The organism is Aliidiomarina sanyensis (assembly GCF_003987175.1).
In the GTDB taxonomy this organism is placed as follows: Bacteria; Pseudomonadota; Gammaproteobacteria; order Enterobacterales; family Alteromonadaceae; genus Aliidiomarina; species Aliidiomarina sanyensis.
The window spans coordinates 95,255-120,332 of the sequence record NZ_PIPM01000004.1 but is presented as its reverse complement, the minus strand read 5'-3'; the positions used below and the strand labels follow the sequence as shown (position 1 = coordinate 120,332).

General features: G+C 51.9%; 20 protein-coding genes. 13 read left to right on the top strand and 7 right to left on the bottom strand.

Annotation, left to right across the window (positions count from 1 at the left end; translation table 11 throughout):
• Nucleotides 1–50 precede the first annotated feature (50 nt).
• From CWE11_RS05780 to pgsW, 4 genes are all read left to right on the top strand, one after another.
• On the top strand, nt 51–557 hold the full coding sequence (locus tag CWE11_RS05780; protein ID WP_198675605.1) for a TspO/MBR family protein: 507 nt from the start codon (nt 51–53) through the stop codon (nt 555–557).
• A 135-nt stretch (nt 558–692) separates the two neighbouring features.
• Complete coding sequence (pgsB, locus tag CWE11_RS05775; protein ID WP_126776657.1) at nt 693–1,898, top strand: poly-gamma-glutamate synthase PgsB; 1,206 nt, start codon at nt 693–695, stop codon at nt 1,896–1,898.
• Complete coding sequence (gene pgsC / locus CWE11_RS05770) at nt 1,895–2,470, top strand: poly-gamma-glutamate biosynthesis protein PgsC (protein WP_126776656.1); 576 nt, start codon at nt 1,895–1,897, stop codon at nt 2,468–2,470. The genes pgsB and pgsC overlap by 4 nt, the downstream gene beginning before the upstream one ends.
• Before the next feature lie 11 nt (nt 2,471–2,481).
• The gene (pgsW, locus tag CWE11_RS05765) at nt 2,482–3,633 is read left to right on the top strand and encodes a poly-gamma-glutamate system protein (protein ID WP_126776655.1); all 1,152 of its coding nucleotides are present in this window, start codon (nt 2,482–2,484) and stop codon (nt 3,631–3,633) included.
• 18 nt (nt 3,634–3,651) lie between these two features.
• Here pgsW and CWE11_RS05760 read toward each other — a convergent pair whose 3' ends face one another.
• Complete coding sequence (locus CWE11_RS05760) at nt 3,652–4,995, bottom strand: MFS transporter (RefSeq protein WP_126776654.1); 1,344 nt, start codon at nt 4,993–4,995, stop codon at nt 3,652–3,654.
• A 152-nt stretch (nt 4,996–5,147) separates the two neighbouring features.
• Between CWE11_RS05760 and CWE11_RS05755 the strand changes: the two genes are divergently transcribed.
• Nucleotides 5,148–7,154 carry a bifunctional metallophosphatase/5'-nucleotidase gene (locus tag CWE11_RS05755; RefSeq protein ID WP_126776653.1) on the top strand — a complete coding sequence of 669 codons (2,007 nt, stop codon included), beginning with the start codon at nt 5,148–5,150 and terminating at the stop codon, nt 7,152–7,154.
• A 50-nt stretch (nt 7,155–7,204) separates the two neighbouring features.
• Here CWE11_RS05755 and CWE11_RS05750 read toward each other — a convergent pair whose 3' ends face one another.
• Nucleotides 7,205–8,158, bottom strand: coding sequence for a sodium-dependent bicarbonate transport family permease (locus CWE11_RS05750; RefSeq protein WP_126776652.1), 954 nt, complete (start codon nt 8,156–8,158; stop codon nt 7,205–7,207).
• Between the two features lie 179 nt (nt 8,159–8,337).
• Here CWE11_RS05750 and CWE11_RS05745 point away from each other — a divergent pair, with 179 nt between their 5' ends.
• The 4 genes from CWE11_RS05745 to CWE11_RS05730 all read left to right on the top strand — a co-directional run bounded on the left by CWE11_RS05745 (nt 8,338) and on the right by CWE11_RS05730 (nt 10,526).
• A complete protein-coding gene (locus tag CWE11_RS05745; RefSeq protein ID WP_157981296.1) occupies nt 8,338–8,853 on the top strand; it encodes an RNA polymerase sigma factor in 516 nt (171 codons plus the stop codon).
• Nucleotides 8,840–9,298, top strand: coding sequence for an anti-sigma factor family protein (locus CWE11_RS05740; protein ID WP_157981295.1), 459 nt, complete (start codon nt 8,840–8,842; stop codon nt 9,296–9,298). Before CWE11_RS05745 ends, CWE11_RS05740 begins: the two co-directional genes overlap by 14 nt.
• Nucleotides 9,295–9,621 (top strand): YbjQ family protein, encoded by a 327-nt coding sequence (locus tag CWE11_RS05735; protein ID WP_198675604.1) that lies wholly within the window; start codon nt 9,295–9,297, stop codon nt 9,619–9,621. Before CWE11_RS05740 ends, CWE11_RS05735 begins: the two co-directional genes overlap by 4 nt.
• A 140-nt stretch (nt 9,622–9,761) precedes the next feature.
• Entirely contained in the window at nt 9,762–10,526 is a 765-nt protein-coding gene (locus CWE11_RS05730) for an META domain-containing protein (protein ID WP_126776649.1), read from the top strand.
• Between the two features lie 25 nt (nt 10,527–10,551).
• Here CWE11_RS05730 and deoD read toward each other — a convergent pair whose 3' ends face one another.
• From deoD to CWE11_RS05715, 3 genes are all read right to left on the bottom strand, one after another.
• Nucleotides 10,552–11,253 (bottom strand): purine-nucleoside phosphorylase, encoded by a 702-nt coding sequence (deoD, locus tag CWE11_RS05725; protein ID WP_126776648.1) that lies wholly within the window; start codon nt 11,251–11,253, stop codon nt 10,552–10,554.
• Between the two features lie 89 nt (nt 11,254–11,342).
• The gene (locus tag CWE11_RS05720) at nt 11,343–11,939 is read right to left on the bottom strand and encodes a hypothetical protein (RefSeq protein ID WP_126776647.1); all 597 of its coding nucleotides are present in this window, start codon (nt 11,937–11,939) and stop codon (nt 11,343–11,345) included.
• Nucleotides 11,940–11,966: 27 nt separating this feature from the next.
• Entirely contained in the window at nt 11,967–13,505 is a 1,539-nt protein-coding gene (locus tag CWE11_RS05715; RefSeq protein ID WP_126776646.1) for a putative bifunctional diguanylate cyclase/phosphodiesterase, read from the bottom strand.
• A 198-nt stretch (nt 13,506–13,703) separates the two neighbouring features.
• On the opposite strand from CWE11_RS05715, the gene rimO reads away from it, so the two are divergent.
• Entirely contained in the window at nt 13,704–15,107 is a 1,404-nt protein-coding gene (gene rimO / locus CWE11_RS05710; RefSeq protein WP_126776645.1) for a 30S ribosomal protein S12 methylthiotransferase RimO, read from the top strand.
• Nucleotides 15,108–15,132: 25 nt separating this feature from the next.
• Here the strand turns inward: rimO and CWE11_RS05705 are convergent, their stop codons facing one another.
• Together CWE11_RS05705 and CWE11_RS05700 are read right to left on the bottom strand one after the other, a co-directional pair.
• Nucleotides 15,133–15,732: a hypothetical protein gene (locus tag CWE11_RS05705; RefSeq protein WP_126776644.1), complete on the bottom strand. Its 600-nt coding sequence runs from the start codon at nt 15,730–15,732 to the stop codon at nt 15,133–15,135.
• Between the two features lie 276 nt (nt 15,733–16,008).
• Nucleotides 16,009–16,620 carry an FMN-dependent NADH-azoreductase gene (locus CWE11_RS05700; RefSeq protein WP_126776716.1) on the bottom strand — a complete coding sequence of 204 codons (612 nt, stop codon included), beginning with the start codon at nt 16,618–16,620 and terminating at the stop codon, nt 16,009–16,011.
• 137 nt (nt 16,621–16,757) lie between these two features.
• On the opposite strand from CWE11_RS05700, the gene CWE11_RS05695 reads away from it, so the two are divergent.
• From CWE11_RS05695 to recB, 3 genes are all read left to right on the top strand, one after another.
• Nucleotides 16,758–17,687, top strand: coding sequence for a LysR substrate-binding domain-containing protein (locus CWE11_RS05695; RefSeq protein ID WP_126776643.1), 930 nt, complete (start codon nt 16,758–16,760; stop codon nt 17,685–17,687).
• Between the two features lie 79 nt (nt 17,688–17,766).
• Complete coding sequence (gene recC, locus CWE11_RS05690; RefSeq protein ID WP_126776642.1) at nt 17,767–21,327, top strand: exodeoxyribonuclease V subunit gamma; 3,561 nt, start codon at nt 17,767–17,769, stop codon at nt 21,325–21,327.
• Nucleotides 21,324–25,070, top strand: coding sequence for an exodeoxyribonuclease V subunit beta (recB, locus tag CWE11_RS05685; RefSeq protein WP_126776641.1), 3,747 nt, complete (start codon nt 21,324–21,326; stop codon nt 25,068–25,070). Before recC ends, recB begins: the two co-directional genes overlap by 4 nt.
• Nucleotides 25,071–25,078: the final 8 nt, after the last annotated feature.

Here is a 25,078-nt window from a genome sequence, read left to right as displayed (position 1 = left end):
TTTTTACGAATTTCCTTTTCGCCCAGTGATTTATCCAAGGTAGGTTTTGCATGCATATGTTCCGCCACACTCCGTCTACGGGAAAACAATTTCTCGCGTTGGCCGGATTTTTAATTGTGACCTATCTGACGGCTGCTATCGGGGCGGTGGGGTCGTTAAACGCACAACAGTTCTATGCGGAATTAAATCTACCCGCATTTGCGCCGCCCGCGTGGCTTTTCGGACCGGTGTGGACCGTGCTGTACGGCATGATGGCCATCGCCGCGTTTTTGGTCTGGCGGCGGGCTGGATGGCGCTATGGAGACACCGCACTCATTCTCTTTTTGGTCCAGCTGATTCTGAACGGACTGTGGAGCTGGATTTTCTTCGCGTGGTATCAAGGGTTTTGGGCACTTGTGGAGATCCTCGCCCTGCTCGTTGCGATTGTCGCCACCACCGCTGCGTTTTGGAAGCATAGTAAGGTGGCCGCATTTCTGATGTTGCCCTATCTCGGTTGGGTCACCTTCGCAACCGTGTTGACCTTCTCGTTGTGGCGGTTGAATCCGACCGTTTTGTAAAGGCACCACCCACGGCGCTTATTTCACGCGTGCAACTAAATGATTTGTAAAGGGAGCTTGGCTCCCTTTGCTTTTTTTGGCTTTGTGGTTATACCTCTTTACACACGTAAAGAGGAATCACGTGAAGGAGTCGCCATGGGGTTACCTGATATGCTGGCCATGACATTGGCCTTGTGGTTTTTGTTAGTGGTCGCAGTTCTTTGGGAAGCGTGGCGGCACAAACGCATTGTCGAACAAATTCCAGTCCGCGTGCATGTCAACGGCACGCGTGGGAAAACCAGCGTAACGCGCCTGATTGCGGCGGGCCTCCGCGGTGGGGGAAAACGTGTCTGTGCCAAGACCACAGGTTCCGCCGCCGCCTATACCGATCCGGATGGTCGTGAGTTTCCCCTGTACCGAGTGGCCGGAGCCAACATCATTGAGCAAATGCGTTTACTCAAACGCATGGCCAAAATCAAACCTGAAATCGCCGTGCTCGAATGCATGGCCCTGCAACCTCATTATCAATCATTGACGGAATTAAAGATGGTCCGTTCCAACGTCGGTGTGGTCACCAACGCACGAGCGGACCACCTCGATGTGATGGGGCCAGGCGAGCGTGATGTGGCATTGGCCCTCGCGGGCAGCAGTCCTGTGCACGGTGCGCTATTCACCGCTGAACATGACTTGATTGATGTTTTTCAGATGGCCTGTGACGACCGTAAAAGCACGTTACATCAGGTGTCGTACGATGAAGTTGAGGCCATCGACAAGGATACTTTGAGTCAGTTTCAGTATGCGGAGCATGCAGAAAATGTCGCGCTCGCATTGAAAGTGTGTGCTCACCTCGGCGTGTCACGGGAAGACGCTCTCAAAGGAATGATTGCCCTTGAGCCTGAAACCGGTGCGATGCGGCTATTACACGTCAATTATTTTGAACGGGACATTATTTTTGTGAACGCCTTTGCAGCGAATGATCCCGAGTCTACGGGCCGTATTTGGACCCAGTTATGCCAGAGCCAAGGAAAAGACCGTCGCAAAATTGCGTTGATTAATTGTCGGGCGGATCGCCCCCATCGCTCGATGCAGATTGCTGAAGCCGTGGTCACCTGGCCCGCTGCCGATCGCTATATCGTGATGGGAAGTGGAACCTCCATCTTTGTTCGGTTTGGGCTGAAAGCGGGACTCGATCCCAACAAAATTCTGGTGTTGGAGAATGCGGATATGGTGGAGATCACAGAAACGCTCTTGGAAGAAAGTGACCGCCATGCGCTGGTTGTTGGAATGGCAAATATTCATGGGGGAGGAGAAGAGGTTGCTCGATTCTTCCATAACCGTGCGACGGTGGAGGAAGATTTATGATTGCCCTGAATATCTTGGCCGTCGCGATCGGCATTGGCCTCTTTTTTACCCTGCTACTTAGCCAAGTGTTTGGGCTGGCTGCCGGAGGCTTGGTGGTTCCCGGCTACATGGCGTTGCAACTGATGAATCCGCTTAATATTACGGTCACGTTGGTGGCCGCATGGCTCACCTTTGCAATTGTTCGGTTGATTGCAAGTTACGCCATTATCTATGGACGCCGGCAAACCATCATTATGATTTTAACCGGGTACTTGATTGCGGGCTTCTTCGATCTGTTCTTGGGTAATGTAATCGCGTTCATGGATTTGCAGATGGTTGCTGAAACCGGCGATGCGGAAGCGAAAGTAGCGCAGCTCGAATACCCACTCATGATGGCGGTGATGGAAAGTAGCATCATCGGCTACATCATCCCGGGTTTGATCGCCATTTGGTTTGACCGGCAAGGGGTCTTGCAAACCCTCTGTGGGCTCGCAGTGACGGCTGTCTTGGTGCGTCTGACACTGATTGTGATTATGCCTGAAACGCTCGCCGCGTATGAGGCATCACAAGCATTCCGTGTTCCCGGTTGGTAAGGAGAGAAGCCATGAAAAGCTACACAAAAATCTATTGGCGTTCGTCTCAGGTCCCGACGTGGGGTTTGGTATTCCTCGCGCTTGCCGCAATCCTGATTTTCGCCATTGCAGAAGGCGTGCAAAAACGCGATCCGATCGTTGAAGCACATTATGCCACCATGGTGACCGCCTCGCGGACGGTGCGTGATGCAATTGAGGTCATCCGGCCCATTCGAGGTCAAGTCGAGCCCATTAATCCAGAGTTTGATCCGCAGCGGTCGGGACTGATTGGGTCAGCGACCAGTATTGTCACCACCACGCGCGGGGGACTGGAATCGAAGCAAACCTCGGTGAATCCTAACTGGGCTGCGGTGGCGGTTAAGCTGCTTGCCGAAGCGGGCGTGCAAGAGGGTGATCTCGTGGCGGTTGCGGTATCGGGCTCGTTTCCTGGCTTGAACTTGGCGGTGTATGCGGCCCTCGAAGCGATGGGAGCTGAGCCGGTTATTATCGCATCGGGCTCATCGTCGCAATGGGGTGCCAATATTCCGAATATGTTATGGCTTGATATGGAGCGAGAGCTAAGAGCCGTTGGTCTTATCTCGCTTAAACCCATTGCCGCTTCCATCGGTGGTGTTGAGGACCGTGGAGCGGATCTGCCTCGTGAAGGGGTTGAAAGTGTGCGGCAGAGTATTCAGCGGGCGGATATCCGCTTGCTCGAACCGAATAACTACCAAGAAGCGGTCGCTGACCGTATTGCCTTGTACCGCGAACACTCGGGCGGACGTCGTTATGCTGCGTTTGTGAACGTCGGGGGCGGAGCGACCATTGTGGGTCCTCCCGGGATTGATAGCCAGTTCCGTTCGGGATTGCAGCGCAGTGCGCCCGCTCGGGCATTTGCCGTGGACACCGTGATGGGGTATTTCTTGCGCGAGCGTGTGCCGGCAATTCATTTTATTGGGGTGAACACCATGGCGGAACGCCATGGATTGCCCATCGCGCCAGACGAAGCGGTTCCGGTTGGCTCCGGTGGTGTCTATACGGCCAGTACGTACCGTCGCGGTCTCGCCTTTTTTCTGGGCATCGTGCTCATTGGGTTGACCTGGTTGATGGTCTATTCAGATGGCATAAGTTCGTTCTGGCGTGGGAAAGGCAAGGGCGGAAAGGGCGTTCGACCCATGGTGTAGAGCCGAACGCCATTGTTTCTAGCTTGCGGGTGATTGCATGCGGGTGCGGTCAAGGCCATGGCCGTTCGGACCATTTTCGGTTTGCCATAACTTAAAGGCGAAGTAGACGCCCACAGCCACCAGTGCCGTATAGAGCCACATGGCTGGCGCATAACCGGCCGGATTTAATGGTCCTGCCGAATTTCGATCATTCAAAAGACCCACCACCAACGGGACGACCGCCCACCCAAGTTGTTGGCACATGGTCATCATGGCGTAGGCTGAGCCCATGCGTCTTCCGTCCACAATATAGGCCACCGAAGGCCACATGACCGCTGGAATGAGTGAGAATGCGGCACCTAAAAAGAAGATCACCACGACCAGTGTAAGGGGCACCATTTCACTGCCGATAAAGGGTACTGTGAGATTCACCAAGGGGCCCGGCGGCAGATAACTGACCGCAAGGAAAAGCGGCAGCATGAGGACGGTTCCAACGAGCATGAAAATGGAGCGTCGACCAACGCGATCAACCCACAGGCCAAATAGAGGCGTGAGAATAATTGCGGCCATCGGCAACATGCTACTGAGGAGTCCCGCGGCTTCACGAGTTACGCCATGTGCTTGCTGAAAGTAATCAATGGCAAAGGAGCGGAACGGAAAAATAGTGGCGTAGAACACCACACATAGCGCCACGATGTACCAATAGCTCGCGCTGAATTTGTAGAGACTTTTGATGTCCAGTTTTTCGGTTGCGCTTGGGGTTGCCAGTTGGAAACGACCTTCGGCACGTTTTTCTGTGACCCAATACAGCCATGCGGCCGTCACCGAAACACAGGCAACGCCTGTGGCCAACCAAAGGGGATCTTGCCAGGTTGCGTACAAGGGCCCTGCAAAGTTCGGAGACCAATCGGCAGAGGCGGTGCCTAAGCGAGAGATGGATAGGTTAATCCCGAATGCAAAACTTAACTCGCGGCCTTTAAACCACTTGGCCAATACGGTTGTTGCTGCAACAATCAGCGGCTCTGCACCAATTCCAAGTAAGAATCGACCGGCTAAAATCACCTCGAAGCGCGAGCTGACCGCTGTCAGAGCTGCGGCTGCAAGACAGACCAGAGCGAAGAAAGTGATGGCTTTTTTGGTGCCCCACCGATCAATGATGTACCCACCAATCAGCAGAACGCATAGTGCTGCAATATTGTAGGCGGTCGAGAGCCACCCGATCTGTTGATAAGAAAATCCGAGTTGCTCGCGCATCAGATCCACCACGGGCCAGAGTGAATCGTAGACGTAGTAATTTCCGAACATTGCGAGGCTGACAAACAGCAAAACGAGCCAGCGATACATTGGACTCGGCGGCGGAAGTGAGTTGGACTCTGAATGCATAGTAGGAGCTCTTGTTGTTATTTTTGGCGATTCGGCGACGTTATTGTGAGCGTTTATGCAGCGTAACGCAATTTATCAGATCTCGGTGATTTCACATTTCTTGGGTGGGCGTTTACACTTAACGGCCTTGGGTTTGATGTGGGAGATGCAGCATGATAGACGGAAAGTACACACAAAAACGATGGTTTTGGATCCTGGCGTTAGGCTGGATCTTGACGGCCTGCGCCCCAGCCCCGGAACCCGACGTTTCCGCTGAGCCTTTTACCCTGACAATTGCGCATATCAATGATACACACTCCGCGTTTGACCCGGTGCGGGCTCGTTTTTGGTTGCAAGACGAGGTCATATACAACGAATTTGGTGGGCACCCGCGACTCCTCGAACGTGCTGAATCTTATCGTGCAATTGCTGAACGAGAGAATCAACCTCTCTTGTTTTTGCATGGCGGCGATGCATGGCAGGGTTCCGCTTATTTTAAACTCAATGAAGGGCGTATGAATGCGGATATTCTCAGTCGTATGGGAATTGATGCGATGGCGCTTGGAAACCACGAATTCGATTTGAATAACCGGCTTTTGAACGCGTTCCTCGACACGATTAATTTTCCCGTGCTTGCAGCGAACATTGATACCAGTGCGGATGCGGATCTCCGTGACCAGCAAAACCTGAAACCCTACGTTATTTTTGCATTTGATGGATTCGAGAAAGAGCGGCTCGAGCAGGCACCGTTGTACCCCGATGGACGTCAGTTGGTTGGTGTGTTTGGAATTGCCTTAGATGACATGCCGAATATTTCGCCAAACACTGGGGATGTGGTGTTCTTCGATATGGTCGAATCCGCACAAGCAACGGTCGATGAACTCACTGCGCTGGGCATCGACAAAATTATTGCAGTGACTCATGTGGGTCATGCCGTCGATGTCGATATTGCGAGTCGAGTGAACGGCATCGATGCCATTGTTGGTGGGCACTCACATACGCTATTGGGCGATTTCTCTAACTTGAACCTTGGTCATGGTGGGGAATATGCAGCACGTGTGATGAACCCAGATGGTGCGCAGTGGACTTGTGTGGTTCAGGCGGGGGAGTATGCACAGGCTATCGGGCGGGTGCATCTGACCTTTAATGCAGAAGGACAGCTTGAAGCATGTGAGGGCGGCAATACCTTGCTAAGTAACGATACGTTTTACAGTGAAAACCAGCGCACCGACGAAACGCGCCTTGATGCAATTGATCATGAGCGTGTAGTGGATTTTATTGAGCAACAGGCGAACATTGCGATTGTTTCTGAACATGCGGATCTCCGTGCGCATATTGATTCGGTGTACAAGCCTGCAGTAGAAGCGGCTTATGGTGAGGTGATTGGGATGGCTGCTCAGGGATTGCGCCATGTGCGTCGTCCAGGGGATGGCGCAAGTGACGAACATGGTTCAGAAGTGGCGCCGTTGGTTGCTTATGCGCAGTATTGGTGGGCGGCTCGTGATGAAGTCGCCGAACTCACTGGCATGTCTGTTGACTTCTCGCTGGTCGGGGCCGGCGGAATTCGCATGTCCATCCCGGAGGGGGAAGTCCGCGAGGGTGACATTACACTGGAGCTACTCCCCTTCTCGAATTTCCTTGCGGTTGTTCCGCTGACCGGTGCCGAGGTTGTCCGCTTGTTGACCGATGTGATCAATGAAACCTTGCCTGAGGGTTCGCATGCAGGAAAGTTTCCTTACGGCGGGAATCTGCGTTTTGCGTTCGATGAGCTTGATCCGGGTGTGCGCGGCGCGATTACACAAATTGAGGTAAATCGAGGCACTTTGGCGGATCCGCAATGGGAGCCTCTGGAGCGCGATGGGACCTATCATGTGGTCATGAATTCCTACAACGCAACCGGCAACGATGGTTGGACGATACTCTATGAGTCACAACGAGAAAGCTCCGGGCGGGTTGATTTGGCCTACGTCGATGGAGAGCTGCGAGCCTTCCCGGTGGAACGAATCGTTTCGAGTGATGGACGTTTACGGGTGGTCTATGCGGACGAAGAAATTGCATGTGATCGCGAAGCAGTGATCTGCAATACCGACGCCATTGCGGTGGTTGAATTTATTCGTCAGCAATGGGATACGATTACGCCATTACCCGACCCGACGGTTACTTTAAGACGCGCTGAATAACGCCGTGTTAACCTATCAAAAAAGCGCACCTCGTTGAGGTGCGCTTTCGTTTATCCAGCAAGCCAAATCCACATTGAATGGTACAGCGGAATCCCGATAATGACATTGAAAGGGAAGGTCACACCCAAGGAGGCGAGCATCGCAAGACCAATATCCGCATCTGGAATTGCGCCCCGAATGGCCACTGGGGCAGCAATGTAGGATGCACTGGCGGTTAGGGTTGCGAGAATAACGGCAGAACCTTCAGGTAGGCCGAGGAAGATGGCCATGCCCATTCCAACACAGGCCAAAACAAGCGGCATTAGAAGTGCAAAAATGACCACGCGAATATGGCTGCGTTGGAACTTTGCGAGGGTGATGGCGGCGACCATACCCATTTCGAGTAAGAACAGTGCGAGGACGCCATGGAATGCATTACTGTATAGGTTCGTGACAGGTTCACCTGCATGCGGACCATACAACCAACCGATCAGGACCCCTCCAACGAGTAAGATTACGCCACGGTTGGTGAGTGTTTCATGCCATAACGCGCGCGCTGAACCGGTTTGCTCTCCGCTGAGTTTTCGGTAGATAAGCAAGCCGAGGACAATCGCGGGAAGCTCAAGGAGAACTAAGTACAAAGTGACTTGTCCTCCGGCCAGCAATTCACGACCTTGGACGTAGGCAAGTGCGACGGCAAAGGTACCTGCACTGACTGAACCGTAGTGGGCTGTTAGGCTGGCGCTGTTGGCCAGGCTTAATCGCAAGACGTAGTAAACCACAGGGAAAATAAGGAGAGGAGAGATAATCCCGAGGAGTAAGACACCGCCGAGTTCAGCGAACAATCCCGCGGACATACTCTCATGCAAGGCCATCCCCCCTTTCAGACCGATGGTTAACATGAGCAATAAACTCAAAACATCGTAGGCTGCTTTGGGAAGCTTTAGGTCTGATTTAACCAGTCCCGCGACCACTCCGAGTAGGAAAAACATGACAACAATATCGGGAAGTGGAATGTTCGACATCCGGACTCCTGCACATTAAATAAGTCAAAACCGTCGCTAGTTTATTGAAAAAGGCTGCGAAAAGTATAGGAAATCTCACTGGCCGGACCAGTTTTATCGGAAAATCGCCGACCGTTTGGAATAAAAACTCGACTGAGCGGTTTATAGTGAAGTGAATGCAACAACATAAGGAAAAGCGCATGACAGGTTCTCATCCGTTCATGCAATGGTATGGGGGAGCGCTCGCATTTGCCGTGAGCTTATTGGGTTGCCGAGAGGCAGCTCAAGATATGGTCCAACACGCTTTGTATAAGAGTATGAGTGCACGTCGGGTCCCATCGGATACAGCGGCTCAAAAGGTCTGGTTTTATAAAGTGGTCCGGCACGCCTGCTTCGATTGGTTGCAACAAGAAAAGCGCATGGATCGTTCCATTGTAGTCGAGGAATTTACCGAAGCCTTTGTTGACGACGAAACCTTGGGTGAGCGTGAGGAAAAAGTGGTTTGGGTGCGGCGAGCGCTTGCTTTGTTGTCGTCTGAGCAGCGAGAAATATTGGTGCTCCGTGAGGTCAATGACCTGAGTTACGACGATTTAGCGGCTGTGTTGCAGATTGAACGAGGCACTGTCATGTCTCGCTTGCACCGCGCGCGGATGGCGTTGCGAACGAAACTGAGTGAAATAACTGAAGATGGGGGATTATCCAATGCAAACCCATGAAACGAATTGTGCCGTTGCCGAGCAATTGTCGGGTTACCTCGATGACGAATTAACTCAACAAGAGCAACAGCGGGTGATGGTTCACATACGAACGTGTCACAGTTGTAAGGCATTACTTGAAGAAATGACTACATTGCGAGGCGATATGAAGCGAGCCGTTCATGTTTCTGCTGATGCGCGGGACCTGCCTAAAGTTATGAATGATCGGTCGGCCCGGTTCCTCGGGTGGTTCGGCTGGATTGCCCTAGTTCTGGGGGCATTGCTCCTCACGACGTTCTTTTTTTGGGATCTTGCGGTCGAATTGCTAACCGATCGAAATGTGCCCTGGTGGGTGCGCCTTGGCATAGCAGGGGTCTATCTTGGCTTTATTGGACTTTTCTTGATGGTACTGCGGCAACGCTTGATTGCCTCAAAAACGGATAAATATAAAAAGGTGAAACTATGAAACCCATTCTCGTCGCGACAACCGAAACAATTGCTGGACATGAAATTATCGAAACACTGGGGATAGTGCGGGGAAACACCATTCGAGCACGCCATTTAGGCCGGGATATTCTTGCAGGGTTGCGGAATTTAGTGGGCGGTGAGCTTTACGACTACACCAAACTCATGGCAGAAAGTCGGGAACAATCGATTGATCGAATGCTCGATGAGGCGCGGGAGTTAGGTGCCGATGCAGTCGTCGGCGTCCGATTCTCGACATCGGTTGTTGCGCAAAGCGCTGCAGAAATCCTCGTTTTTGGTACGGCGGTCAAGCTGCGTTCTTGACTCGTGCTTTAAATCGCTCGTCGCGGCTACCAAAAAATTGAACCTGATGTAAAGGTTGTTTAATGGTCAAAGGAGTACTCTAGGCGTGAAGGTCACTCCGATGCACAATACGCCGGGTTGGTCGTGGAGAGGAACTCAATATGATGCATACAGTAAATCGAGTGGTATGGACGGGCGCAGCAATGGCTTTCGCTCTTAATTTATCGGCGTGCAGCTCAACACCTGAAGACGATGTTGTCACAGCCGAACCTGAAGTCGAACTTGGAGAGCGAATCTTACGGGCCTCTGGCAATGAACCGTTTTGGACGGCTGAAGTCTATGCTGACTACGTGCGCTACATGCTCGCTGCGGACTCATGGGATACATGGAACCTCCTGCCCATCGTGGGTGTTCAAATGGATGAGAGCCAAGCCGAGTATCAGTTCTCCGGAGGACGCGGCGGACTGACGATTACCCAATCGATTTGCCATGACACGATGGCGGGAATGCCATTCCCATACACTGCGGAGCTTTCGGTGGACGGTGCACGCTATCAAGGATGTGCAGGTGATACAAAAGACTTATTGCTCGGTAGCCAGTGGCACGTTGTCGACGTGGATGGAACTCAGCCCCCACGTGATGCATCCGTGACGCTAAATTTTGATACCGACGGGCGCATTTATGGGCAGGGTGGTTGCAACCGGTATTTTGGAAGCTATAACCTGACCGGCGAGGGGATCAGTTTCAGCCAAATGGGCCTCACCCGCATGGCGTGTGCAGAGGCTCGTATGGATTTTGAAGTGAAGTACGTGAATACCTTGGGGAATGTGACGCAGATTTCATTCAATGAGGAAAACGAACTTCTCTTGAGTACCGTGCAAGGTGAAGTGATTCGTGCAAGCTATCTGCCACGCGAATTAAAATAAACGAATCGTTGTACTCGGGGTACGTTTATAGCACTCCGAGTGCAACATCCATCATGCGGGTAAATGCCGTTTGACGGGCCTCTGCAGACGCGGCTTCTTGCGTTACCAAGTTATCCGAAACCGTCAGGATACAGGCGGCCTCTTTGCCCAGTACCTGTGCGTTATGGAATAATGCAAATGCTTCCATTTCTACGCAAATTGCGCCGAAATCCGCGTATATTCGTCTAAAATCTTCAAAATTTTCACGATAGAACACATCACATGAGTGGATGGTTCCGGTTTTGAGCGGGATATCCAATGCGTGGGCACATTGAATTAAGGCGTGGTTTAATGCCGAGGATGGTTTGCGGTAGGGGCTCGACTCACCATTCTGTGTTTGACCGAAGCTCGTTTCACTATAGACATGGGTGGCAAGAACCACGTCATACAGCGCTAAATCTTCCGTATAGGCTCCACAGGAGCCAATTCGAATGATGCGTTCTACGTCATATTCTTTGAAGAGTTCCCACGAGTAAATGCCAATACTCGGCATTCCCATGCCGCTACCCATAACACTCACCGGCTTACCGCGAAATGTTCCGGTGTAGGCGAACATGTTTCGTACGCGATTGATTTCACGCACATTCTCAAGGTAGTTCGTGGCAATAAACTGCGCTCGAAGCGGGTCCCCCGGCATGAGGACGGTTTTTGCAAATGCACCGGGAGCAGCTTCAATATGGGGTGTCATGACCTATCCTCGTTTCACCATGGACTCTAGTGCAGTATGTCATGCTTTCAGTGACTGTAAATTGATCCGGATCGTATTTGGTTCGAACCCTACACGCGGCAAATGATCGGAGCATCGTGCTCGAGTCGACGAATTTCCCGGATCACCAATGTTTTAGCAGGCTGCATCCACTGATCAATAAACGAACGCTGCGCTCTGATTGGACAGGTTCCAGTCGGGCGCGTTTCCCCATTTAAATCAGTCAATTCCACTTGGAGATCAACGGGAAACGGAAAGGGGTTCCGCATGCTCACCATCATCCCATAATTGCCGCGCAACTGACGGAAGAAAAACTCGAACGTGCGGTCCGGATTCTCTATTTCATTCACTTGCTGGAAGTTGGCGAGCGCGCCATCTTCATCAATTTGAGCTTCTACCAATACGCGTTCGCCTGGTAAGACACGAATGGTCTTGTCTTGCACCACCGGCCAAAAGTAATCATTTCGGTAGTGATATTCACCTTCAACCGTGGCAAGGAAAATATGGGTGTCACCTCGACATGGGCGAACGGAGCAGTACTCATCCATCGTCGGCTCGGGTAGGATTTGTGGTGCTTCAACGCGATGCTCTTGGGGTGGGGGTGTGCTGCATCCCACAAGCGCGAGGGTTGCAAGACCGATAATAATGAGAGATTGCCAATTTAACATGTTCTAAAAGACCTTTTACTGCATAGATTATGATTTTGTTTCAGACGACTGCTGCCGACGCTGTGGTTCCGCCGTATAATGCTCACAAAACGTGATGAGCTCCCGAATAGGCATAGGCTTCGCAAGATAAAAACCTTGTACCTCGTCGCACCCTTCGGCCTGCAGAAACGCGAGTTGATCGTTGGTTTCGACGCCTTCGGCCACAACCCGTAGGTGCATTGTACGAGACATTGCAATAATGGTGCGAACGATATTACAACTATCCTCGTTGTTTGGGATGTCAGAAATAAAACTTCTGTCGATTTTGACCTCATGAACCGGCAAACGTTGCAAAAGGCTCAAAGACGAATAACCCGTTCCGAAATCATCAATTGAAACCTGGAGTTTTGCACGGCGCAGAATATCCAGCGCGCGCTGGCTTTTCTCAAAATTCTTTGTGATGGCGGTTTCCGTGAGCTCGAGCTGTAGTTGAGACCAGTCGGAGAGCCCTTCAAGTTTTTTAAAAAAGTTCTCGTGACATTCTTCGCCTTCGAAGTCGAGCGCGGAAACGTTGATTGATAGGCGTGGAATTTTCTCACCCATGAGTTGATTGTGAGTGAGCTCCTCAATGGCCTGTTTGCAGACATAATCCGTGATTGCGGTAATCATGCCTTGTTGTTCCGCAAGGGAAATAAATACATCGGGTCGGATAGGGCCAAAGTGAGGATGCGTCCAACGTAAAAGGGCTTCAACACCGGTAATACGGAGAGAGCAGCAATCAAATTGCGGTTGATAAACGAGGTGAAACTCGTCGTTGGCGATCGCAGCTTTTAGATCATGACTAAGCTTGAGGCGATTGTGGACCGCTTCACCAAACACATGATCGTAAACACGTAACTGACCTCCACCGATTTCCTTCGCTTCTTCCAGTGCAATTGCAGCTGATGTTTGTAAGGCTTTGCTTTCGAGTGCATCTTGTGGATACAACGCAATTCCGAGAGAAATAAGTGTGTGATGTTCCGGCATGCCGTCAATAGGTAAATCGTGGACTTTGCGCTGCACCTCGCGCAGGCGTTCGATATAGTGCTCGAAAGAATTTACCAATGGAATCGCAATGGCAAATTCATCTGCCCCAATCCGGGCGACTAAGGAACGATCCCCATTACCGGCTTGTGCGATCAGTTCCGAGGTTGCGATCAACAGGTCATCACCGGCTCGTGAGCCTGCCGTGTGATTGATTTGACGAAATTCATCGATATTTAGAATGGCAACCAGAATTTGGTCATTTTGTTCGCTTTGACGGATCCATACGTCAAGTTCTTGAGAAAAAACATGGCGATTCAGTAAACAGGTGAGATTGTCACGTTCAAAGAGCCGACGTTCCCGCTTTAGAGCACTATGCATGAGAAAAAAGAATAAGAGGCCGGTCATCGTGACGAAGAACCAGCCCTTGTAGGTCTGCATTTGGGTCAGTGTTTCGGTATTATCGACGATTTGCTCTAGAAAACGGTCAGAGTAAAGAATCCATAAAAAACCAAACACTAGATAGATGGCTGTTCGCCATATCGCGGTCCGAAATGGGGACATCAGCTCCTCAATGGGTGAATATAATTATTCTGCTGTTGTAAATTTAGCAGGGTAAAGGGTTAAAACAAACATCCGGACTGTTTCTTCTGTCCGAATCAGGTAAAATAACGGGCTATTTTTTAGTCGCAGGTGAGGTTCATCAACGGATGAGGTCCTCACGGAGCGAGTGGTATTTGTAGTTTAGTTAAAAGAGTTGATATGTCATCACATCCCATTCTGTTTGACCCGCAATCACCCGCCGGTGAAAACCGTGAATCTGTCACAGGTCCAAAGGGTGCAACCCGTGGCAAAGCAACCATCGGTTTTGTAAGTCTTGGTTGTCCGAAAAACTTGGTCGATTCTGAGCGTATTTTGACGCAATTGCGGGTTGAGGGTTACGACATTGTCCCGACCTACGACAATGCGGATATGGTGATTGTAAACACCTGTGGCTTTATTGACTCAGCCGTCCAAGAATCACTTGATGCGATCGGTGAAGCTATACAAGAAAATGGCAAAGTGTTGGTGACAGGGTGTCTTGGAGCACGTGATGACGAAATTCGTGAAGTGCACCCAAATGTACTTGCCATTACCGGTCCGCATGCTTACGAAGAGGTGATGTCACAGGTTTATACGCACTTGCCGAAACCTGAGCAGATTCCGTTTGAAAATTTAGTGCCCGACACGGGTGTCAAATTGACGCCGAAGCACTTCGCGTACCTAAAAATATCGGAAGGCTGCAATCACCGTTGCACCTTCTGCATTATCCCTTCCTTCCGCGGAGACTTGGTGAGCCGTCCGATCGGGAATGTACTGGACGAGGCAAAGCGCTTGGTAAACGCCGGCGTAAAAGAGCTATTGGTGATCTCGCAAGACACGAGCGCATATGGCGTGGATGTGAAGCACCGGACAGGGTTTTGGGACGGTCGTCCAGTAAAAACACGGATGCAGGAATTGTGTGAAGCCTTGGGTGAAATGGGTGTTTGGGTTCGGCTCCACTATGTGTATCCATATCCATCGGTCGATGACATCATTCCATTGATGGCAGAGGGCAAGATTCTTCCCTATTTGGATATTCCCTTTCAACACGCCAGTAAGAAAATTCTGAAACTGATGAAACGGCCAGGCAGCTCTGAGCGAGTGCTCGAGCGAATCCACAAGTGGCGGGCCATCTGCCCAGACCTAGTGATCCGCAGTACATTTATTGTGGGCTTCCCTGGAGAGACGGAGGAAGACTTTGCTGAACTGCTCGACTTCTTACGAGAAGCACAGCTCGATCGCGTGGGGTGCTTCACGTATTCTCCAGTGGAAGGTGCAAAAGCGAATGAGCTGCCGGATCCGGTGCCTGAGGCTGTAAAGCAAGAACGCTATGAGCGATTTATGGCGGTTCAGCAGGAAATCAGCGCGGCAAAACTTCGGGCCCGTATTGGTCAAGAGATGTTGGTTTTGATCGATGAAGTGAACCCCGAAGGTGCGGTTGGCCGGAGCTATGCAGATGCACCTGAGATTGATGGATTAGTCTACTTGAGCGATGAAACGGATGTGAAGCCAGGGGATAAGGTGTGGGTTGAGATTATCCACACCGATGAATATGACCTGTGGGGTGTTCGAGTCCCGGAATAGGGGCGTAGCGCGGTCTTTTCGTTGATCAGAATTGGATCGAGATGCCAAAGGTCCCGGAGTAAGCGCGGGCGTACATCGCGGCTCCAGCAACGAGATGGACGCGCTCAAAAAGTGGATAACGAGCTTCCGCGTGCAGGGATGTCGCGGAGCTCCGATTTACATAGCTATACTGCAAGTAAGCATTTAAATCCCAGGTATTATCAATCACACCACGCATGCCTGCCCGTGACAGAAAACCAGATTGCCACGCAGTAAATTGGCCAAAATCTACATCCACTCGCATGGCACCCGCAGTCACATATAAATCAGCCTGTTCGCTCGCTGCGCTTCGATATCCCACGTATGCTGCTGTCTGATATGCCGTCGCTGTCGAGCGGGAGAGTTCGCTTGTTGAGGTGAGCTCACCGCCAAAGGCCTCCACACCAATCAGCCAACGCTCTTTGAAAGTCGCGGTACCACGAAGTCCGCCCAAATCGGCTTTCGGCGCATTACTTCCGCGGCCAGCTTCATGATGGTAAAGCAGGTCCAAGGTATTCCAATTTGGGCCTTGGAACGTTTCTGCCGCAGCATTCGAGCTGAACAATAGAAACAAAGGAAGAAGGCATATTGGGTAGCGATGCTTCATGAAGTTCTCCGAAAAAAGCCTGGGGCGTAGCATGGTGAAGTATAGGCGGTCATCGTATCGTTGAATAACTCAGCCCGTCCACGACCATATCGCTTGGCACCATACATGGACGCACGACGCGCCAACGTAATCATATCAGCCGCAAGAGCGTAATCTTGATATTACAGGAGATTTTCTGTGCTGTCGTCTTGATTACAAATGGCGCGGTCATGTCGAAGGTGCAAGAAAAAAGCCGGAGTGGAGCTCCGGCTTTTACGCGGCGTCAAATCCTTTATTTTAGGCGGCGACTACACTGTTGATGGTGTCGCTCGCTTTGGCGATTGACGCGGTACGCGCTTCTTCACCTAAGTTCACGCCTTCAGCGCGCACAATAGTGACGTCCGTCATACCTAAGAAGCCAAATACGGTGGTCAGGAAGCTTTCTTGGTGTTCCATTGCGGCTGCAGCGCCTTCGCTATAGATGCCACCGCGCGCAGACGCAAGGTAAACGCGCTTGCCAGTTACCAAGCCCTCAGGGCCTGCTTCTGTGTACTGGAAGGTACGGCCCGCTTGTGCAATACGGTCAATCCAAGCTTTGAGCTGTGAGGGCACTGAGAAGTTGTACATTGGTGCACCTAAAACAATCACATCCGCGGCAAAGAGTTCTTCAAGCAGGGTTTCGGTCAGCGCGGATTCGATGCGCTGGCGCTCAGTGCGCTGGGCTTCATCCGTTCCACCCGCCAAAAGAATTTCGGCATCCAAGTGGGCAATTGGCGTTTTGATCAAGTCACGGGTAATGACTTGCGCGTCAGGGTGTTTCGCGACCAAACGGTCAACGATTTTTTGGCTCAACTGACGGCTGACTGATTGGCCTTCAAACAACCCCGTTTCAATATGTAGAATTTTCATCATAACCTCACTTCAAAATAGGAAATGCTCTGAAGAGCATGGGTTCTTTTTCATCACGTGACACAGTTTAAAGATGTTCCAATTTAAGGACTAGAGGTCTAAAATGAGAACAACTGTTTCAAATATGGAACAATAAGATGCGCGACATTACCAACCTTGCCTGGTTTGCTCACGTGGTGGAGCATGGAAGTTTTAGTGCTGCGGCCCGTACGCTTGGGGTTCCAAAATCAACCTTAAGTCGACGGATTGCTGACCTTGAAGAGGAGCTTGGGGTTCGGTTATTAAATCGAACCACGCGAAAACTCTATCTCACGGATGTTGGACGCGAGTTTCTCGTCCATTGCCAAACCGTTGTTGCGGCGGCAGAAGCAGCTGAACAGGTCACGCAGTTCGTCCAAGAAAAACCCCGTGGAAAGGTACGGATCAGCAGTCCCTATGCGATCAGCCAGTCGTTGCTGGTTTCAATTATGCCGGAGTTTTTGCGTCGTTATCCGGATGTTCAGATTGACTTGATCATGACCAATAAACCGGTCAATCTCATTGAGGAGCAGGTCGACATCGCCTTGCGTGTTCGTCCGACGATTGAAGATTCTTCGTTGATCGCCCGGGAATTGTTACCAAGTGCAAGTGCGCTTTTTGCCAGTCCGCAATTTGTCCAAAGCCATGGGGAGCCAAGTCATCCAGCCGATCTGCTCGATTGGCCAAGTATGTCGATGCATTATTCTTCCGGACGATATCAATGGAATTTCAATTCGAATCAAGGAGAAGCATTGACCCTTAATTATCATCCGCGTTTGATTACCGATGATTTATGGGTGCTGCGAGAAGCTGCCGCAGAACATCAAGGCGTGGTATCGTTGCCGGTATATTTGTGTCGCGAGTATCAGGCGCAAGGACGACTCATTCGAGTTCTTCCAAATTGGCGATTGCCCGTCGGAAAGCTTCATATGGTTTACCCATATCGACGGGGTCTACTTCCAGCGGTGCGGGTTTTGATTGATTATTTGATTGAGACCATGCCGGGTGCCGCTGGACTTGCAGGTATTGCGACAGATACTGACGCATAGGGGGTGTATCGTTGAGATACATCATGAGATAGCTAGCACATAGCCAATAATTCATTTGACCGATCAAGGAAGCGGCTGCATGAATAAGCTCGACTCGGGATTCGCCATTCTTCACAGCAATCAACTTGAGGTGCTGCGCGATGCATTGGTTCAATGGATGGCCTCACACCCATTGGATCCGCTTGGTGAAGAGCAGATTCTGGTGCAAAGTAACGGGATTGCACAGTGGCTGAAGATGGCGCTGGCCAGCACTGAAAATCATCATCCTGGTATTGCCGCTGGATTGCGTGTTGAATTACCGAACCAGTTTATTTGGCGTTTGTACCGGATGATATTGGGCCCGGATATCCCCGCATCCTTGCCGTATGACAAAAATAACCTCACTTGGCGTATTCTCCGGCTTTTGCCAACCCTCAACGATCCGGTATTTACCCCTTTGCAACGGTATCTTGCGGACGATTCGGATGGGCGGAAGCATTGGCATCTTGCTGCGCGTCTTGCGGATTTATTCGATCAGTACCAAGTGTATCGGGCAGATTGGTTGCAAGCCTGGTCTCGTGCTGAAGATGTCATTGTGCGCCAACAATTAGGTGACACTCAAACGGTTCCACCGGAGCAAGCGTGGCAGCCTGCCCTTTGGCGCGCGTTGCGAAAAGACCTATCTGAGGTGACGGCCGAAGCCGCGTATTCCAGTCGGGCAGATGTGCACCACCGTGCCCTCGATGCGCTTCGAGCGGGAACGATTGCGGCAGGGCCGTTGCCTGATCGGGTTATTATTTTCGGGATTTCATCGCTGCCCTACCAATCGCTCGAGCTTTTGGCTGCGCTTGGGCAGCACAGTCAGGTCATGTTGGCGGTTTTGAATCCGTGTCGTCATTTTTGGGGCGATATTGCAAGCGTGCAGGATGAGGTGCGTCGACAACAAAAACGTCAGCAACGGAAAGCCGATCTTCCCGAGGCAATTGATCCCGCATCGTTGCATTTATTTGCGCCACCGTTACTAGCCAGTCTTGGTAAACAAGGGCGCGATTACTTGAGCCTGTTGGATCAATTTGATGCGCCAGAGCAATATCAAGATTGGTTTAGCGACCGAATTGATTTGTTCAGCGAACCGGTCGCAGACGTTGCATCACTGCCACTGCTCCAACAATTGCAGCAGGATATTCTGGAGTTGGAGCCAGTACCAAATCCGAAAAGGCTTCTGTCGCCCGAAGACCAAAGCTTGACCTTCCACCGGGCGCACAGCCGTCAACGGGAAGTTGAAATTCTTCAGGATCAACTTATTGCAGACTTTGCTGCAGACCCCACACTGACCCCGAAAGACGTGATCGTCATGACCCCGGATATTGGCGAGTATGCGCCCCATGTACATGCCGTGTTCGGGCGAATCGAGCGGGACGATCGACGGTACTTGCCTTATAGCTTGGCGGACCAAGCGAATCGGGGCCGCGTACCGCTCTTGATTGCCCTTGAATATTTGCTGAGTCTGCCAGACCAACGGGTCACCCTGAACGATGTGTTTGATCTGCTCGAAGTCCCCGCAATTCAGCGTCGTTTTGACGTAAAGCCGCATGTACTCCCGCAATTACGCCTGTGGCTGACGGAGTCGGGGGTACGTTGGGGTCTGGATGGAAATCACCGGGAAACCCTTGGCATTGAGAGCATGGGTGATGCCTTTAGTTGGATTTTTGGCTTAGAGCGTATTTTGCTTGGATATGCCATGGGTGGAGATCATGGCGAGGCGCTCGATTCGTCCCTCACGATGTGGCACGGCCGTCGACCGTACGGCGAAGTGGCGGGCTTGGCAGCAGATGATTTGGGTTCCGTGTTACGCCTGTTGCGTGCGCTGAAGGTCTGGGTCGAGGCTCTGGACATGAAATCAGAGCGAAGCGTATTGGAATGGACCCAAATGTTCTATGGCCGAGATGGGCAAGCTGATCATCAAGCGGAGGTACCGCAAAGCTTGTTAGAACAATTCTTTGATTTTCAAGCACCCGAGGATGAACGCCTGCTCGCAAGCCTCACCGAGGCTCTAAGTCGCGTTATGGACGCCGCTGATGCTGGCGATTTCCGTGACGCTGTCAGTTTGCCAGTGGTGCGCGATGCGTGGTTAGCAGAGGCCGATCAACAGGGTTTAAGTCAACGGTTCATGGGAGGGCAGATTACGTTTTCAACCCTCCTTCCAATGCGCGCTATTCCCTTTCGTAAAGTCTATATCTTAGGTTTAAATGACGGGGAATATCCACGCGCTCGGCGTGCGGACGATTTCGATTTGATGACGCAAGAATACCGCCCTGGCGACCGTTCTCGGCGTGATGATGATCGGTATTTATTTTTGGAGGCACTCTTGAGTGCTCGCGAATCGCTCTACTTAAGCTGGATTGGGTTTAGTGACCGAGATAAAACCGAGAAGCCTGCGAGTGTCCTAGTAAACCAAGTTCGCGATGTTATTGCCCAAGGGTGGGAACTTGCTGCAGATAAGAAGGGTGGCGTGCTAGGGGATGTGCTTGCACACTTGACTACGGATTACCCACTGCAACCGTTTTCCCCGTATTATTTTGCGCCTCAGTCTGCATTGCGGACGTACGCGCGGGAGTGGGAGGCGCTCACCCCGCATGCGCCGGAAGCGGCAGAAAATTTACCGCGCTTGCAGAACGTTCCAGAACTCACCCTCGATAGCTTGCGCAGGTTCTTGAACCATCCTGTACGGTTCTTCTTACGTGAGCGATTGCAAGGTCGGTTTTTTCAGGATGACCTCACCCTGCTTGATGATGAGCCTTTTGCGCTTGATGGCTTAGGCCGATACCAGGTTGGGAGTGAGCTGTTGCGCGACGCCATCAAACACGGCGCATCGTTCCAGCTCGAGCCACGCTTGCGCGTTTTACAGGCGGAGGGGCGGTTACCGCTTGCACTGATGGGCCAACGCGAGCAGCAAGAGCTCGGTCGAACGATCGCGACCGTGCAGCACCGCATAATCGATTCGGGCTACACCTGGACAGCAGAGCCAACCGGACGACAAGTTGCGCTGGAATTTCCGCTCGAGCGCTTGCCTGGTGCGCAGCATCCAAATCATAGTCGTGTGTTGCAGCTCAAGACACAGATTGATGATCTGTTTAGGAACCAAGTTGATGAGCTTGCGATTTTATTAGCGCGTCCCGGCAGTATTACAGAAAAGCAGCAGCCTCGGTGGGAGCTGTTACTTGATGCCATGCTAAAACAATTGGTTGCGAATGCGGCGGGGCACGCGCTTCGGGTGTGGCATTTTGGTCTCGACACTGCGATAGAGCTTCCGGCGGTTCCGCGGGCACAAGCCTATGAAACATTGCAGGGCCTGATCCAAATGTGGTGGGAAGGATTGCAACAGCCACTTCCGTTGGCGCGTGCGACAGCCATCAAAGCATTGATGGGCGCAGGTGAAAATCAACTACGGGATACCTATGAGGGTGGATATCAGAAAAAAGGGGAGGTGGAACAATCGCCAGAATTGGGCCGTTACTACCCAACATTCGAACATCTGATTGAATCTGGTTTCTCGGATTGGGCTGAACGGGTGTATGGACCGCTATTGGCCTGCTACCGCGAGAACGACGGCGAGGATATGCCTCAAGCCAAGCACGAGCATAAAGGAGCACGCGCATGAGCACTCCGCAACGTCTGCAACCGCTTCGCTTTCCGCTCCGGGGCATTCAATTAATTGAGGCAAGTGCCGGAACCGGAAAAACATACTCGCTCGCTGCTTTGTATGTCCGCTTTGTGCTCGCCCACGGAGGGGAGACTCCTGGAGGGAGAGCATTTTTACCGCCAGATATTTTGGTTGTAACCTTTACCAAAGCAGCCACCGAAGAACTCCGCGATCGGATTCGCGCACGGCTTGTTGAGGCCGCGGCAGTCTTTCGAGGCCAGTCTGCTGGCGATGATTTTCTTCAAGCTCTTCGCGCAGAATATTCCGAGGACCAATTTGCAGGTTGTGCTGCGCGACTGCAAATGGCGGCCGAGTGGATGGATGAGGCCGCCATCTTCACCATTCATGGTTGGTGTCAACGCATGCTGAGCGAGCATGCATTCGACTCAGGCATGGGATTTGCTCAAGAGATGGAGCATGATCTCACAGAGCTACAACTGCAAGCAGCGCGCGACTACTGGCGGACTTGGTTGTATCCATTACAGGACAGTCGTGTTCTGGATGACTTAGGCGCGTTAGCCCGTGCTCCTGAGATGCTGTTGAAACAAGTTCAGCCTTGGCTCCGCCCCGATGGAAAATTGATCGCGTTTCATGCGGATGGTCAGCCCCTTCCAACGTCTCAACGACCTGATGAAATGGGCGAGAAGCTCCGCACATGGTATCGGCAGGTCGATGCGGCAGTCGCTGCATTGACGCCGCACTTGGATACGTCACTGCTCGAGTTGTTAACTGAGCTGCAAGCATCGAAGTTGAATAAGCGCAGCTACAGTGATGCGAAATGGCACGAGGTTGATCTCCCAACATGGAAACGGTGGCTCGCCCATCCAGACGAAATTCAGATCCTGCAAACCGACGATGCGGAACATCTTCAGCGGTTCAATCCAGAGGTGCTGCGAAGCCGATTAAAAAAGGGACACGTGCTACCGGCCCATCCCGCGTTTGTGTCGCTCGATCACCTTATGACGGTTCTAAACGACCGACCGGATGCGTATCGCGCGGTGGTGCAACACGCCGCACAGTGGATTGCGGGACGCATTGAGCAGCAAAAGGAACGACGCGCTGTGCTCGGTTTTGACGACCTTTTGACGCGTCTGCATCACGCGCTAGATCGGGAAGGGGGCGCTGTGTTGGCTGAGCGGATTCGTGCGCAATTCCCAGTGGCTATGGTGGATGAGTTTCAAGATACCGATCCTATCCAGTTCTCCATTTTTCGTGCTATTTACCCGCAGATTGATGCAAATGAATACAGTTTGACCTTAGTGGGCGATCCGAAGCAGGCGATTTATAGCTTCCGTGGTGCGGATTTACAAACCTATTTGCGGGCGCGGCGTTGGACCACAGGGCGGCATTTCAATTTGCCCCGAAATTTCCGTTCCGCCCAAGCGCTAGTCGATGCTGTGAATCGTTTGTTTGTGCAAGGTGAGGCGTTGCCCAAAGGAAGCTTTGGATTTCGACATGATGACTCTGAAGATACCTCGGCGATAGGACAGAACGCGCTCCCGTACTTCCCAGTTGAAGCGCAGGGGCAGAGCGCAACCTATGTAGAGCATGGTGAAATAATTCCGATGCTGAATTACTGGCTTGCGCCAGAGGCAGCAGAGCAGTTTAAAAAGTCTGATTACATGGACCGCATGGCGCGTGCATGTGCGGATCGCATTGCCAAGATGTTGACGGATAGTGATGCGAAGCACTGTGGATTGCAGTCGGAGGGGTCTTTAAAAGCGCTACAGCCTGGATCCTTTGCGGTCCTCGTGCGCAACCGAATGGAAGCCAAACAAATAGCAGAAGCCTTGGCGGTTCGAGGGGTACGCACCGTCTATTTATCAGACCGCGATTCGGTGTATGCCACCGAAGAGGCGCAAACATTGCTCGCATGGCTGCAGGCAATTCATGCGCCGGAAGATGAGCAAAAGCTTCGAATGGCGCTTATGATGCGTCTATCGATGCAGAACGATGCACAGTTCGGTGTATGGCTTGAAGACGAACAGGCATGGGAAACTATGTTGGAGCATTGTCGCGATTTCCAGCGGATCTGGCGCCAACAAGGTGTATTGCCGATGATTCGCGCTTGGCTTCATACATTAGCCCTACCCAGTCGTTGGCTCGCATTGGTGGAAGGAGAGCGGATTCTCACCAATATGTTGCATTTGGCCGAGCTACTGCAACGAGAAAGCGCACATCGAGACGGAGAGACCGGGCTCATGCGCTGGTTTGCAACCCATGTGCAAGCGCCAAGCGGCACCGATGAACAGATCCAGAGGCTCGAAAGTGACGCAAGTCGCGTACAAATTGTCACCATTCATAAATCGAAAGGGCTGCAATACGACTTTGTCTTCTTACCGTTCATTGCCAGCTTCAAATCGGCATCAGATGCTCCTCTGCGTTATGGGCAAGACGATCAGACCATTGTCGATATTGCACCGAATGAAACCGTCAAAGAACGCGCCGATTGGGAGCGATTGCTTGAGGATGTGCGATTGCTTTACGTTGCGTTAACGCGTGCGGTTTATGGATGTTGGCTCGGTCTTGCAACATTCAGCGAGGGCAATGCGAAGTACAGTAAACTGAACCGCAGCGCATTGGGTTATTTGCTTGATCTACCGGATCGGCCGGCACCGGACGATGTGCGAGCAGCGCTTGCGAGGCTCCAATGGCATGAGGAACCCTTCCCAGCAGCGGCAATGTGGCAAGAAGTCGTCTCGTCGGCGAAGCCCTTCCCCGCACTCGTGCTATCGGATCATGTGACACGTGAACGGTGGTGGGTTGCGAGCTACTCTGCGTTGCGGACTCGAGCGAATGCAGCAAGGTTAGAGGCGGAACAAATAGGGTTTGCTGGAACACCAGATTCTGCTCGTCATGCACAATTGCAGGACGATGATGAAATGACTGCTGCGCAAATTGCCCTGCCGCTCTCGTCGGCCCCGCTCGATGCCGCTGACGATGGGCTCCATGACTTCCCGCGCGGGGCGAGTATCGGTACTTTTTTGCATGGCCTCTTGGAGTGGGCGTGTGAGGAAGGTTTCGACAAGGTTGCGGGTGCAATCGATGAACAACAGAATTACTTACAGAAACGATTGCAACAACGCGGGTTGGAGGACTTTTTACCAGCGGTTCAGCATTGGCTTGATCGTATGTTGACGACGCCGCTCGCGTTTCCTGGGGATCATCCCATTATGAGCCTTGCGACACTCCCCCGTGCAGTTTCAGAGCTCGAATTTTGGCTAGAGGCAAAGCAGGTGTCGGTCGCACAGATCGACGCCTTGGCCCAGCAATTCTTTTGGCCTGGAGTCGCCCGTCCTGCATTGGAAGCAGACACGTTGAATGGAATGCTCAAGGGGTTTATCGACTTAACTTTTATCGGTTCGGACGGTCGGTATTGGGTATGTGACTTTAAGTCTAATTGGCTTGGAGCGGATCGGTCGGCATACACTCAGCAGTCTATGCAAACAGCCATGCTCGAAAAACGCTACGATGTCCAAGCGACACTCTATGTTTTCGCGTTACATCGGCTATTGAAAGCACGTGTACGTGATTATGAAGGGAATGAATCAAAGTACCTCGGCGGCGCCATGTATTGGTTTATGCGTGACCCATCCATGGGTCAGCTTTGGCTGCCTACGCCACATGAGCTCGTGCGCGCACTCGATACCCTATTTCGCGCTGAACGTTCTACGACGACAATGAGCGAGGGGGCGATGTGATGGGAGAA

Excerpts from the sequence above, each read along its gene's own strand:
- CWE11_RS05715 (WP_126776646.1), bottom strand. The coding sequence starts at position 13,505 with ATGTCCCCATTTCGGACCGCGATATGGCGAACAGCCATCTATCTAGTG.
- CWE11_RS05740 (WP_157981295.1), top strand. The coding sequence starts at position 8,840 with ATGCAAACCCATGAAACGAATTGTGCCGTTGCCGAGCAATTGTCGGGT.
- rimO (WP_126776645.1), top strand. The coding sequence starts at position 13,704 with ATGTCATCACATCCCATTCTGTTTGACCCGCAATCACCCGCCGGTGAA.
- deoD (WP_126776648.1), bottom strand. The coding sequence starts at position 11,253 with ATGACACCCCATATTGAAGCTGCTCCCGGTGCATTTGCAAAAACCGTC.
- pgsW (WP_126776655.1), top strand. The coding sequence starts at position 2,482 with ATGAAAAGCTACACAAAAATCTATTGGCGTTCGTCTCAGGTCCCGACG.
- CWE11_RS05745 (WP_157981296.1), top strand. The coding sequence starts at position 8,338 with ATGACAGGTTCTCATCCGTTCATGCAATGGTATGGGGGAGCGCTCGCA.
- recC (WP_126776642.1), top strand. The coding sequence starts at position 17,767 with ATGAATAAGCTCGACTCGGGATTCGCCATTCTTCACAGCAATCAACTT.
- pgsB (WP_126776657.1), top strand. The coding sequence starts at position 693 with ATGGGGTTACCTGATATGCTGGCCATGACATTGGCCTTGTGGTTTTTG.
- CWE11_RS05705 (WP_126776644.1), bottom strand. The coding sequence starts at position 15,732 with ATGAAGCATCGCTACCCAATATGCCTTCTTCCTTTGTTTCTATTGTTC.
- CWE11_RS05695 (WP_126776643.1), top strand. The coding sequence starts at position 16,758 with ATGCGCGACATTACCAACCTTGCCTGGTTTGCTCACGTGGTGGAGCAT.
- CWE11_RS05750 (WP_126776652.1), bottom strand. The coding sequence starts at position 8,158 with ATGTCGAACATTCCACTTCCCGATATTGTTGTCATGTTTTTCCTACTC.
- recB (WP_126776641.1), top strand. The coding sequence starts at position 21,324 with ATGAGCACTCCGCAACGTCTGCAACCGCTTCGCTTTCCGCTCCGGGGC.
- CWE11_RS05735 (WP_198675604.1), top strand. The coding sequence starts at position 9,295 with ATGAAACCCATTCTCGTCGCGACAACCGAAACAATTGCTGGACATGAA.
- CWE11_RS05700 (WP_126776716.1), bottom strand. The coding sequence starts at position 16,620 with ATGAAAATTCTACATATTGAAACGGGGTTGTTTGAAGGCCAATCAGTC.
- pgsC (WP_126776656.1), top strand. The coding sequence starts at position 1,895 with ATGATTGCCCTGAATATCTTGGCCGTCGCGATCGGCATTGGCCTCTTT.
- CWE11_RS05730 (WP_126776649.1), top strand. The coding sequence starts at position 9,762 with ATGATGCATACAGTAAATCGAGTGGTATGGACGGGCGCAGCAATGGCT.
- CWE11_RS05755 (WP_126776653.1), top strand. The coding sequence starts at position 5,148 with ATGATAGACGGAAAGTACACACAAAAACGATGGTTTTGGATCCTGGCG.
- CWE11_RS05780 (WP_198675605.1), top strand. The coding sequence starts at position 51 with ATGCATATGTTCCGCCACACTCCGTCTACGGGAAAACAATTTCTCGCG.
- CWE11_RS05720 (WP_126776647.1), bottom strand. The coding sequence starts at position 11,939 with ATGTTAAATTGGCAATCTCTCATTATTATCGGTCTTGCAACCCTCGCG.
- CWE11_RS05760 (WP_126776654.1), bottom strand. The coding sequence starts at position 4,995 with ATGCATTCAGAGTCCAACTCACTTCCGCCGCCGAGTCCAATGTATCGC.